11 protein-coding genes are annotated in these 12,473 nt (G+C 59.7%); all 11 read right to left on the minus strand.

Annotated elements, in window-relative coordinates; genetic code table 11:
* Positions 1–42: 42 nt before the first annotated feature.
* The 11 genes from C4J94_RS19150 to flgH all read right to left on the minus strand — a co-directional run bounded on the left by C4J94_RS19150 (position 43) and on the right by flgH (position 12,461).
* The gene (locus tag C4J94_RS19150) at positions 43–339 is read right to left on the minus strand and encodes a flagellar protein FliT (RefSeq protein WP_124387589.1); all 297 of its coding nucleotides are present in this window, start codon (positions 337–339) and stop codon (positions 43–45) included.
* 24 nt (positions 340–363) lie between these two features.
* A complete protein-coding gene (gene fliS / locus C4J94_RS19155) occupies positions 364–753 on the minus strand; it encodes a flagellar export chaperone FliS (RefSeq protein ID WP_003175320.1) in 390 nt (129 codons plus the stop codon).
* Positions 754–889: 136 nt separating this feature from the next.
* Positions 890–2,290: a flagellar filament capping protein FliD gene (gene fliD, locus C4J94_RS19160; protein ID WP_124387590.1), complete on the minus strand. Its 1,401-nt coding sequence runs from the start codon at positions 2,288–2,290 to the stop codon at positions 890–892.
* Positions 2,291–2,370: 80 nt separating this feature from the next.
* Positions 2,371–2,730 (minus strand): flagellar protein FlaG, encoded by a 360-nt coding sequence (locus tag C4J94_RS19165; protein ID WP_124387591.1) that lies wholly within the window; start codon positions 2,728–2,730, stop codon positions 2,371–2,373.
* Positions 2,731–2,805: 75 nt separating this feature from the next.
* On the minus strand, positions 2,806–4,251 hold the full coding sequence (locus C4J94_RS19170) for a flagellin (RefSeq protein ID WP_124387592.1): 1,446 nt from the start codon (positions 4,249–4,251) through the stop codon (positions 2,806–2,808).
* A gap of 274 nt (positions 4,252–4,525) precedes the next feature.
* Positions 4,526–5,455 carry a ketoacyl-ACP synthase III gene (locus tag C4J94_RS19175; RefSeq protein WP_124387593.1) on the minus strand — a complete coding sequence of 310 codons (930 nt, stop codon included), beginning with the start codon at positions 5,453–5,455 and terminating at the stop codon, positions 4,526–4,528.
* Between the two features lie 279 nt (positions 5,456–5,734).
* Positions 5,735–7,318, minus strand: a complete 1,584-nt coding sequence (locus C4J94_RS19180; RefSeq protein ID WP_124387594.1) for a flagellar hook-associated protein 3 — start codon at positions 7,316–7,318, stop codon at positions 5,735–5,737.
* 14 nt (positions 7,319–7,332) lie between these two features.
* Positions 7,333–9,369 (minus strand): flagellar hook-associated protein FlgK, encoded by a 2,037-nt coding sequence (gene flgK / locus C4J94_RS19185; protein ID WP_124387595.1) that lies wholly within the window; start codon positions 9,367–9,369, stop codon positions 7,333–7,335.
* Between the two features lie 10 nt (positions 9,370–9,379).
* On the minus strand, positions 9,380–10,645 hold the full coding sequence (gene flgJ, locus C4J94_RS19190) for a flagellar assembly peptidoglycan hydrolase FlgJ (RefSeq protein ID WP_124387596.1): 1,266 nt from the start codon (positions 10,643–10,645) through the stop codon (positions 9,380–9,382).
* A gap of 4 nt (positions 10,646–10,649) precedes the next feature.
* The gene (locus C4J94_RS19195) at positions 10,650–11,759 is read right to left on the minus strand and encodes a flagellar basal body P-ring protein FlgI (RefSeq protein WP_372240903.1); all 1,110 of its coding nucleotides are present in this window, start codon (positions 11,757–11,759) and stop codon (positions 10,650–10,652) included.
* Positions 11,760–11,765: 6 nt separating this feature from the next.
* On the minus strand, positions 11,766–12,461 hold the full coding sequence (gene flgH, locus C4J94_RS19200; RefSeq protein WP_124387598.1) for a flagellar basal body L-ring protein FlgH: 696 nt from the start codon (positions 12,459–12,461) through the stop codon (positions 11,766–11,768).
* Between the last annotated feature and the right edge of the window lie 12 nt (positions 12,462–12,473).

A 12,473-nucleotide genomic window follows, 5' to 3' on the forward strand; every position in this document is an offset into this window, starting at 1 on the left:
ACAGTCAAATTTATGACGCCCGGTAGGATTAACTGCGCCTATTCAGCCGAACAGATGGTAGACCTTAGACGCATTTTGCGCGCGGTTGATCTGCGACATCTCTTCAAAAATCGCTTGACGCTCGCCGGTCGTCACCTCAAGCAATTGCTGATACACCGCCAGCAGGCTCTCAAGCTTCTCGCGGAGCGCGGCTTCGTCTACCGGCGCATTGTGCAGCGCCTCATCGATCACCGCACGGCAACCCAGGTCCAGTTCGCCGATAGCGTCCCAGTTACGTTGCGCCAATGCGTCCACCAAGGCTTCGCGGGTCTCGTCAATCCGTTGCAGGGCGTGGCTCATGACATCATCCTCAGGCCAAGGGGCCTACTGTGTTGCGATACCGTCCCAACCTTCCTTCAAGGTAATCATCAGGCCCGCCACTTCATCGATCATCGTGACATCGCTCTTGCTGTTGGCTTCAAGCAAACGCGTGGTCATATAGGCGTACAGGTTGTCCAATTGCTGCAAGGCGGCCGGGTCATCGGTTTTTTCCGGGTTCAGGCCATCGCGCAGACCGATCAGGATATCGATCGCCTTGCCCAACAGCAGGCCTTTCTGCGCGATATCACCACGAGCCATGGCGCCTTTGGCCTGAGCCATGCGATCCAATGCGCCTTCCATCAGCATCTGGACCAGACGGTGCGGGCTGGCCTCGGAGACCTGGGCATGGGAATTGACCTTCTGGTATTGGCGAAGGGCTCTCATGGGATTCATTTTTCGACCTCGTGACAGGCAACAGCTAAATAGGATGGGCTCTGACTAATATGTCGTCGGGACTACACAAAACTTTAACCCGCCGATCAGGCGAAGCCGCGCCCGGTGCCGCTCACCGGGGCGACTGCAACGCGGATCAACTATCCGAATTGTTTTTGTTCAGCGCATTGAGGGTTGTCATGACACTGGAGCGTTGGTTGGTAAGCTGGGCGACCAGGTTGTTCATCGTGGTGTACTTGGCGGTCAGGCTCGTCTTCAGGGCAGCCATACGCGCGGTCAGGGTGTCCTGCTGGTTCTGCAGGTCCTTGAGGTTATCCGACAACGTCGAGCTGCGCGTGGCGAGCACGCCAGTGCCGCTCAGCGCATAACTGTCGGTCGCGGTTTTCATGCGCGCCAGCAGGCCCTTGTCACCGTTGAAAATGCCGCCGATGTCCGTAGGGTTGCTAGCGACTGCCGCGCTGAAGATTTTATCGTCAATACTCAGCTTGCCGGTGGTCTGGTCAGTGTTCACGCCAAATTGAGCCAGAGACTTCAACGTGCCCGAACCGCTCAGTGCGTTCAACTCGCTGCGCAGCGCCGATTGCAAAGAGCGCATGGTGGCATCGCCCGTCAGCGCGGACGGCGTGGTGCTGCCGTCAGGGTTGGTGGTTACTTTGGTCTCGGTGCTGATCGCGGTGATCAGTGCGTTATAGGTATCGACAAAACCCTTGACCGAACTTTTGAGGGTGTCGTTGCTACGGGTGACCGTAATGGTCGACGCAATTCGCTTGGTCGTGTCCTGTTCGCCGGTGGGCAGCGGCGACACGGCCGTCAGCTTGATGCTCACACCACTGATCGCATCGGACAAGGTATTGCTCTTGGACTCCTGAGCCGTACCGTCAATGGTGTATTTGGCATTCTGCGGCGCACCGCCCACCACCGAAGTACCGGTTTGCAGGCCGGAATTACCGCCCAGGGTAATGTCGGTGCCGGCGCCGGTGTTGGTCGAGGTGACGACCAGGCGCGAACCGGTGGCGTCTGTCAGGATGTTGGCGCTCAAGCCTGCGCTGCTGTATTGCGAGTTGATCGAATCTCGCACCTGCTGCAGGGTGGCGCCCGGCGCGACACTCACGCCATAACTCTGGCCTGACTGGGAAATCTCCAGGGTCGTCGCGGTACTGCCGGCGTTGACGACGGTCTTGGCGCCACCGGCGAAATTCTGGGTCGCGATCTTCGAGGCGGTCGCCAACTGGTTGACCACCAGCTGATAGCTGCCCGCGGAAGCACCGGCACCCAAGGTCACACTGGATACGGCGGTATCCGAGGTCGAGGCTGTCAGGCCACCGATACTGGCGTCCTTGGCCATGTTGTCCATGGCGCCGCGAAACGCCGACAGCGCCGCTTGAATCTTACCGATCGAGGACAGCTGGGCGGTCTGCGTCTGCGTCTGTTTGTTGATCTGCGACTGCTTGGGCGCTTGCTCCGCGTTCACCAAGGCAGTAACGATCGACTCGGTATTAATCCCTGTAACCGGGCCGCTTACCGTGATATCACCCATGACACTTCTCCTGATCGGGGCTGGCGCTTTATTGACGGACGACGCCTAAAAGCAGCTACAGCAACAAAATTCATGCCAGCTCAGACTTTGGCGTCAAACAGTACGCTGCTGGCGTCGTGAAGGCTCTGTGCAAGTTTCAATGCGGTTTCCGACGGAATCTGGCGGATAACTTCGCCGCTGTCAGTCGCAATGACTTTGACGACCACCTGATGGGTGCTGTCATCAATCGAAAAATCCAGGTTGCGCTGGGCAGCCTGGACGAATTTGCGAATGTCCGTTACCGCCTGTTGAAGGTCGGACGGCTTCGTGTCCTGCTTGGTTTCGACCGTGGCAGCAGTAGGGTCTACCTTGGACTTCTGCAGGTCATTGTTTACGGGAGCAGAAACGCTCTGCGGCGCCGCTGCAGGATAAGACAGGTTCAACTTGATGCTCATGTCCATGTCCAATCTCCTCATCACGCAAAAGACAAAAGGGCACGTAAACGCGCCCTTCCGTCAGTCATCTACCGATGGCTATTACTGAAGCAGCTTCAGTACAGCGGATGGCAGTTGGTTGGCCTGGGACAGGATCGCAGTGGAAGCCTGTTGCAGGGTTTGTTGCTTGGTCAGCTGAGCAGTTTCTGCAGCGTAGTCAACGTCCTGGATCTGACCGCGAGCGGCGCTGGAGTTGTCTGCAATGCTCTGCAGGTTGGCAACGGTGTTGTCGAAACGGTTTTGTACAGCACCGAGACCGGCACGCTGGGAGTCGATGTCCGAGATCGCCTGGGTGATCACGTCGATCGAGTTCTGCGCGTTGGAAGCCGTGGTGATGTCAGTGTTGTTGACGGTGGTTTTGGCCGAGTTGGCAGCGGTCGCGGCACCGGCAGCGAACACACCGGCTACACCAGCGCCGTTCAGCGCGTAGCTGCTGGAGGAGTTCAGCGAAACAGCACCAGTGGCGATAATAGCGGTGGCGGCCAGGGCAGTAGCGGTACCGTAGGTGCCGGTGCCGTCTTTGGTAGCAACCGAGATACCAGCAGCACCACCGTCACCGGCGTTGAAGGTCAGGTTCTCACCGGTGTCGGACTTGACCGACAGGGCGTTGGTGGACGAATCGTAGTTGACGCTGATGCCCAGCTTGGCAGCGTTGGACTTCAGTTGGTCAGCCAGGTCGGAAGTGCTGGTCACGCCAGTGAACTGAACGGCTGCACCGCTGCCCACTTGCAGGGTGAAGTTAGCGCTCGGCGGAGTGGCAGCAGCGATGGTACCGGTGTTCACGGTGAACTGAGCTTCGGTGCTGGCACTCGCAGACAGGCCACCAACGGCGCCGTTCATTTGCGCAGCGATCTGCTTGGCGGAAGCGCCAGCAGCCAGGGTCACAGTAGCGGTCTGGCCACCACCGGTAACGGTGACAGCACCACCGGTAATACCGGTTGCCGAAGGCGTCAGAGCTTGAGTTTTCAGCTGCTGCGAACCAATGTTGTTGGCTGCAACGTTACCGATGCTCATGTCGATAGTCTGGTTGGCGTTGGCGCCGACCTGGAACGAAGTGGTACCGAAAGAACCGTCCAGCAGGTTCTTGCCACCGAAGGTGGTGGTGGTAGCGATACGGGTCAGTTCAGCAGTCAGAGCAGCGTATTGAGCCTGGTTCGACTTGCGGTCTTCAGCGCTTGGCGAGCCGTTGGCCGATTGCAGGGCCAGGGTACGCATGCTTTGCAGGATGTTGGTGGACTGCTGCATCGCGCCTTCAGCGGTCTGAGCGATCGAGCTACCGTCGTTGGCGTTTTTGATTGCAACGCCCAGGCCGTTGATCTGGCTGGTCAGACGGTTGGAAATTTGCAGGCCGGCCGCATCGTCCTTGGCGCTGTTGATACGCAGGCCGGAGGACAGACGCTGCATGGAAGTTTGCAGAGCGCCGGAAGCCTTGTTCAGGTTGCTCTGAACGGTCAACGAAGCAAGGTTGGTGTTTACTGTTAATGCCATGACGAAATCCTCGTGGGTGGTGTACTGCGGCTTCCGGCCCTGGCAACCGCCGGGTGTGGCCTAGAGAACCTACGTAATAGTTATCGTCGTGGTAGCCGGTTGCTTGAGGATTTTTTTGATTTTTTTTAATGGCGCCGTGCCACCCCTTGTGATTCAAGGCCTTGGGCCGACTCCAACCTGCGATTTTATGGTTTTTTTTGGCGCCAAATAAAAAACGCCGATGATCTTTTGATCATCAGCGTTCGCTTTTATGCAGAACCGGTCTAATGAAACGTCATGGGCGATAGAGAATCGCCGAACCCCAGGACAGGCCCACACCGAAGCCACTGATCGCCACGCGTTTCCAGGTGGCGTCCATCACATGCTTTTCCAGCAGCAACGGAATGCTCGATGACACGGTGTTGCCGGTCTCGACCATGTCCTTGATGAACTTCTCTACCGGCGCGTCTTCGAAACGCCGCGCCACGGCGTCAACAATGGCCGCACTGCCCTGGTGGATGCAGAACGCATCGATGTCATCGGGCTTGAGGTCCGACTCATCGAGCAGCTCGTGCAAATGCGCCGGCACTTTCAGCAAGGCGAAGTTGAACACCTGGCGGCCGTTCATGAAGAACACGCCATCACTGACCTTCAGATGCGGCGCGCCAGAACCGTCGGTGCCGAACTTGGATTTGCCCAGCAACCAAGGCGCGTCTTCGCCCATCCAGGTGGCGGTGGCGGCGTCGCCGAACAGCATGGTGGTGTTGCGATCTTCCGGGTCGACGATTTTCGAGTACGGGTCGGCCGTGATCAGCAGGCCGTTTTTCAGGCCGGTGGCTTCCATGAAACCCTTCATCGCGTAGATGCCGTACACGTACCCGGAACAGCCCAGGGAAATATCGAAGGCGGCCACGTGGGTCGGCAGGCCCAGTTTGTCCTGGACGATGGCTGCGGTGTGGGGCAGCCCTTCTTCATCGCCATTCTGGGTGACGACGATCACAGCGTCGATGGACTCGCGCTTCAAGTCCGGGTTGTTGGCAAACAACGCGTTGACCGCCTCGACACACAGATCGGAGGTTTCCTGCGCGGCTTCCTTGCGCGGCAGGAACGCCGAACCGATCTTGCCGATGATGAATTCTTCATCCTTGGCGAATTTGGCACCCTGGGCGTAGTTATCGATACCGTCCGCCGGCACGTAACTGGCGATGCTTTTTATGCCAATCATTGTGGCTTCCCAATACTAAATAGCTGGAGAACACCCCAGGGCCTGGGCCCGAAGTGCTGACAATAAAGGGGATAACCCCATAAAGATCTCGCTGAACGCCGCGCAATAACAACGGCAAGGCGACTTATCCTTTTCACACGATACAGTGAAGATGCGCTTTATGACTCACAGGTCACTCAATTTTCAATGGATCCGTGCAAAATCCGCAAACAAATCAGCCGCAAAAACGACAACGGCCCACCCCGTTTCCGGGATGAGCCGCTGGTCTACCGCCAGAATTTACATTTTATTGAACAGGCTCAACTGGGAGATTTTCACAAAGGCCAACTGGGACGCCTGCAACATGGTCTGCTGCAACGTCAGGTCAATCGCAGCCTGCCCCATATCGACGTTGGCCAGCGATGACATGGTGGAGGTGTTGGCCAGACCCAGGCTGGTGTTTTCCTGGCCCTGAATATCCAAGGCGTTCTGCCGCGCACCAATGGAGCCGCGTACCTGGTTGATCTGCGCGTCGGCGTTGGCCAGGTTGCCAATCGAGGTATTGATGACATCCTTGAGCTTGGCCCTGGCAATCGGATCACCATCTGCCGGAGTCTCCAGGGCTTTGCGCAATTGGCCCAGGGTATCCAGGGCGTTCATGTTCTTGTTGCTCGTGGCACCGATCGAAAACTGATCGCCGGCACCCGGCGTGCCGCTCACATCAAAGGTCACCCCGACCGCGGTGACTGTTGTCGCGCCCGCGGCAATGGTGCCCGAGGCAATGGATTTGCTATCAACCGTATAGGGCTGGGCGTACACGTCGTAGGCGGTGCCGCTGGTAAATTTGATCACCGCCCCCGAGTTCGGGAAAGTGCTGGCGTACGTGGCCTGATCAGTGACGCGACCACCGGTCAGCTGCGCGGTGGACGCATTGTTTGCCGTACGCGAGCTGCTGAAGGTATCCGGCTTGCTTTCAAGGGTGAATTCCTTGCCGGCCACCAGGACGTCGGAGGGAGGCCCCGAGGCTACACCCGCTCCCAGGTTCAAGGTGATGTCGAACTTGACTCCGCGCAGGTTGACACTGGCCGCGCCTTCCTTGGTGGAGTCGAACATACCGTTGCCGGTGATCTCCGACGTGACGTCGTTACCCGCGTTGTCGGTTACGCTGTATTGGGTGCTGCTGGCGAAGGTCAGCTTGTATGGCTGGCCATCGGCGAAACTCTTGGTATAAGCCGTGCCGGACGTCACCAGGCCGGCCGAAATCGAGACCTTGCCGTCATCGACCGAAGGCGGCAACAGCGTGGTTTGGGTGCGACCGACATTGGAAGAACTTTCAAGCAGGGTCTTGCCGGTATCGCCCATGGAAATCGACAGGTTGCTCGATACCTGCAGGCTCAACGGCGTTTCATCACCCTGATAGGTGTAGGTGCCATCGTTGTTACGGCTGTAGGGTGGCGTGTCGGTCTTGGCCCCGGAGAACATGTAGTTGCCGCTGGAGTCCTTGCTGTTGAGCAGGCCCAGCACATGATCTTCAAGCGCTCCCACCTGGGCGGCGATCGCCTTGCGATCATCGTTGCTCATCTGCAGGTTACCCGCCTGCAGCGCCAGGCCACTGGCGGTCTGCATCGCCAGGCTGATGCTCGACAGCACGCTTTCTTCGTTGTTCAGCGAGTTCTGCAAGGTGGTGATGTTGCCGTTGTACTGCCCCAGCATGTCTTTCTGTTGTTGCAGCATCAGCAACTGGGCCGCGGCCACCGGGTCATCGGAAGCGGTTTGCACACGCACGCCGGTAGACGCCTGGTCCTGGGCCTTCACCACACCGGAATAGTTGTCCTGGTACTTGGTGGAGCTGGTGTCGAAATACTGCTGTGTAGAGATACGCATCGTTCCAGACTCCTTTAAAGGGCGTTGATCAGTGTGCTGAAGGTTTCTTGCGCGGCCTTGATGATCTGCGACGACGCCGTGTAGTACTGCTGGAACTTGATCATGTCGCCCGCCTCCTCGTCCAGGTTGACCTGGGACACAGAGTTGCTGGCCGCCTTGTTCGCCGCCAGCAAGGCCCCGGTTGCAGTGCTGTCGGTATTGGCCTGGGCTGCCTTGGAGCCCACCTGGGACACCAGCCGACTGTTGGCGCTGACCAGGCTCACGCCCGCATTGCCATCCACCGCGCCGACCGTCGCCTTGGTCTGCAACCCCAGCAACTGCTGGGCGTTGCGGCCATCGGACGTGGCGCCACTGTTGAATGAAAAGGTCGTGCTGTCGCCGTCGGCGGGCGCACCGGACACACTGGTGTCAAAGCTGAAGCTTTTGCCCGGAATCAACGCGCCGGCGGCATCGCGCATCGGCACGTTGATGGTGATCTTGTTGCCCTGACCCGGAATGATGGTACCGCTGCCGAGCGGATTGCCTTGGGCATCACTGATCGAATACGGCTGGGTGCCATTCGCCGCAGGCTTGCCGAAGAGCATTTTCACCGGCATCGAGTTTTCGATCCCGGTGCGCAACTGGGCGGTGGCCGCGCCACCATTGATATCGATCGGCACCGTCAAGGTGGGAGGCGTGAACGCACCGGTACCGGTGTTGGTCTTGCTGGCGTTACCGGCCAAAGGCGCGGCAAAAGCAAGCTTGTTCGGGTCTTTGAGTTCGACACTGATGCCGCTGGCGCCGTTAGCCGTCGGACTGATCTTGAAGCTGTCACCGGCCGCGACCGGGCCCGCGCCATTCAACGCCAGGGTGAAACCGTCAATCACCGGTGGCGGCGTGGTGGTGGTATCGAACGAGCCCATGGCTTTGCCGTCCGAGCGCACCACGTTGTAAAGGTTACCGCTGGTGAAGGTCACCTTGTAGTCAAAGGTCGACAGCTTGCTGCTGTCGGCGATCGTCACATTCAAGTTGCCCGAACCCGCACTGTTACCCGCTGACGCCTGGCTTCGCTGGGCAATCGCGATGGCGCTGTTAATGTCGCCGAACAGCGAGGAGCCAAAATCGCTGTTCAGGTCCAGGCCCTGCCCCAACTGGCTGTTCACGCTGTCGGCGGTGGCAATGGCGATGCGCCCCAAGTCATTGATGGCGGGCATCAGCGCATCACTGCGATAACGCAACAGGCCGCCAATACTGCCGCCGCTGACTACATTACCGATGTCAATCGCAGTGTCGCCCATGTTCAGCTGGATGGTGTACTGACTGTTGTCGGCCTTGCTCGGCACCGCCGAGATCGTATTGGCGATACTCCCCTCCACCAACGACTGGCCGGTGCCGGTGTTGATGCTGAACTGACCGTTTTTCTCGGTGGCCGTCACGCCGATCAGTTCATTGAGCGAACGCACAGCCTCATTACGCGCATCCAGCAAGTTGGCCGGCGCACTGGTCGACGAACTTTGGGCGGTGGTGATTTGAGCATTGAGCGATGCAATCGACGACGTCAGTTTGTTGACCTGGTCACTCATGGTGCTAAGTTGGGCGTTGATGCCTTCTTTCTGCTGGGTCAACTGCGTGGAGATCGCGTTGAAGCGGTTGCTCAAGGTCTGGGCGCTGGTGACCAGCAACTGCCGCGCGGACACATCGCTGGGCGTTGCCGCCGCGGTCTGCAGGGAGGCAAAAAATGCGCTGAGCACGGCCGACATGCCGGTCGACTTGTCCGACAGGGTCTTGTCGATCGCAGCGGCCTGGCCCGCGTAAGTGGTGGCGTCACTGTTGAGGGCGGTGCTGCCTTGATAGGCAGCGCCTAGAAAATCGTTATAAATGCGGCGCACATCCGCCAGCGTCGTACCGGTGCCGATGTACACGCCGCCGTAGGGGTTGCTGGCACCGGCGTTCTGCGTGGTCTGCTGACGCGAGTATCCCGGGGTGTTGACGTTGGCAATGTTATTACTCAGAACCGACAACGATCCTTGAGCGGCGTTAAGCCCTGACATCCCGATACTGAGCAAACTCATGGTTCAGACCTTATAAATGTGTGGTTGCGCCAGCGGCAGCGTAGTTCTGGTAACTGTTCATGTTTTTTGCGATCTGCGAAATCTTGCTGGCGTAATCCGGGTCGGTGGCGTAACCGGCTTTTTGCAACTCGCGCACAAAGCGTTCCGGGTTGTCGGCTGACTTCACAACTTCTTTATAGCGATCATTGCTTTGCAGCAGCGTCACGAGGTCATGGAAGCTGTCTTGATAAGAGCTGTAGGAACGGAACTGCGCCGTTTCCTTGACCATCGCGCCATCGCGAAACTCACTGGTGATCGCACGGGCCTGGCCGCCCTGCCAGCTCTGGCCGGCCTTGATGCCGAACAGGTTGTGGCTGCTGCTGCCGTCCTCGGCGCGCATCACCGATTTACCCCAACCGGTTTCCAAGGCGGCCTGGGCCACCAGGTACTTCGGATCGATACCGATGCGCTCGGCCGCTGCCTTGGCCATCGGCAGCATGGTCGCGACGAATTCGTCCTGGGAGCTGAAGGCCTTTTTCGCCGGTGCCAACGGTGGCTGAGCGATGGCGCGGCCGTAGACCTGCATGCGCCCGCTCGGCACGGCCACGCTGCGCGCAGTGCTGTTGACCACGTTGTCGTCGGCGGCACTGTTGCGCAGCGGCGCGCTGGTGGTTTGCGCAGCGACTGGCGTGCTCGGCACGATGCCGGCGAGCAGGCGATCGGTCAGTTTGCTTGGCAAGGCGATACGGCGCTGGTTCATCAGCTCCATGTCGTTGGCATGCGCACTCGCGCCTTCGGGCACCGCCACGCGATAAGCCCACAATGGACGCTGGCCATTGGAGCGTCCCAACGGGCCTTGCGCCTGGGTGCCGGCGGCAATTTCCGTCGGCACGTCGGCTTTCTTCGCCGGGGCCTCGGCTGCCGGCCCCTGCAAGGTGGCCGCCTGGGCGTCCACCGGTTTGTTCTTTTGCATCTGGCGCATCAGCACGTCGGCCAGGCCGATACCACCGCCCTCGCGGGACATCGACACCGCCAGTTGCTGGTCGTACATTTCCTGATACTGCTTGGCCGCCGGGGTGTTCAGCGGGTTGTCCTTGCCCAGCGCTTCGGTGGCCGAACGCATGGACTTGAGCATCTCGCTGAGGAACAGCGACTCGAACTCCTGCGCGACTTTGCGCATGTTGCCATCGCTGTTCTTGTCGGCGCCGACCTTGAGCTGGTTAAGCCGGTTCAAGTCCGAGTAAGACCCAGAATCCGCCGTGCTGCTGATCCCGCTCTTGCGCATGTCCATGACCATGGCCTCAGATCACGATCAGGTCGGCTTGCAAGGCGCCGGCCTGTTTCAGGGCTTCGAGGATCGCCATCAAGTCGCCGGGGGCCGCGCCCACCTGGTTCACCGCGCGGACAATCTCGTCCAGGGTGGTACCGGGGCCGAACTTGAACATCGGCTTGGCTTCCTGCTGGGCATTGACTCGCGAACGCGGCACCACCGCCGTCTGGCCGTTGGACAATGGCCCAGGCTGGCTGACGATCGGGTCTTCGGTGATGGTCACCGTCAGGCTGCCGTGGGTAACCGCTGCCGGCGAAACCTTGACGTTCTGGCCGATCACGATGGTGCCGGTGCGCGAATTGATGATGACTTTGGCCACTGCCTGACCGGGGTCCACCTCAAGGTTTTCCAGGATCGACAGATAGTCCACCCGCTGGCTTGGGTCCAGCGGCGCGGTCACCCGCACCGAGCCACCATCGATGGCCTGGGCCACGCCTGGGCCGAGCATGTCGTTGATCTTGTCGACCACGCGCTTGGCGGTGGTGAAGTCGGAACGGTTGAGGTTCAAGGTCAGGCTGTTGCCCTGGTTGAAACCGCTCGGCACGGTGCGTTCAACCGTGGCGCCACCGGGGATGCGGCCGGCCGATGGCACGTTGACGGTGATCTTCGAGCCGTCGCGGCCCTCGGCGTCGAACCCGCCCACCACCAGGTTGCCCTGGGCGATGGCGTAGACATTGCCGTCGATACCTTTGAGCGGCGTCATCAGCAACGTACCGCCACGCAGGCTCTTGGAGTTGCCCATGGACGAAACCGTGATGTCCACCACCTGCCCCGGCTTGGCGAACGCCGGCAAGTCGGCGCTGATCGACACCGCCGCGACGTTCTTCAACTGCACGTTGCCCGAGCCTGGCGGTACCTTGATGCCGAACTGCGACAGCATGTTGTTGAAGGTTTGCAGGGTGAACGGGGTCTGGGTGGTCTGGTCACCCGTGCCATTGAGCCCCACCACCAGGCCATAGCCGATCAACTGGTTGCTGCGCACGCCGGAAATGCTGGCGATGTCTTTCAGGCGCTCGGCCTGGGCGACGGCGCTCAGGGACAGCAACAACACCGCCGCCATCAGCTGCTTGAAGTTCAAAATGGCCACCTAGAAAGGGAACAGCGGGCTAAGGAAGAAACGGTCGAACCAGCCCGGCTGGCTTGCATCAGCAAACGAACCCGTACCCGAGTAGGTAATCCGCGCATCGGCAATCCGCGTCGATGGCACGGTGTTATCGGTGGAAATATCATCGGCACGTACCATGCCGGCAATGCGCACCAGCTCGTCGCCGGTGTTGAGGGTCATCCACTTTTCACCGCGTACGGCGATAATGCCGTTGGGCAACACGTCAGCCACGGTCACGGTGATCGAGCCGGTCAGGCTGTTGCCCTGCCCTGCCGCACTCTTGCCGTTGGTGGCGCGGTCGCCGCTGTAGCCGGCATTGAGGCTCAGGTCACCATCACCCAACGGGTTATTGGTGGTCAGGCCGCCGCCGAACAGTGAAGTCAGGCCGATACCGGTCTTGCTGGTCTTGCCGATCTGCGAGTTGGCGTTCTTGCTGGCCTGGGTCTTCTCGTTCAGGGTGATGGTGATGATGTCACCCACCCGGAACGCCTTGCGGTCGCTGTACAGGTTCTGCTCGAAACCGGCCTGGTAGATCGAGCCATTGTTGGCCGCCGCCGGCAATGGCGTGCGTGGCAACACCGGCGCGTAGTACGGGTCATTGGGTTTCGGCGTCGGGGCGACACAGCCCGCAAGTACGGCGATCCCACTCAATGCCAAAACAGAAACAAAGCGATTCATGACCCTAACCTC

The sequence above is a fragment of the Pseudomonas sp. R5-89-07 genome (genome assembly GCF_003851685.1).
Lineage (GTDB): Bacteria > Pseudomonadota > Gammaproteobacteria > Pseudomonadales > Pseudomonadaceae > Aquipseudomonas.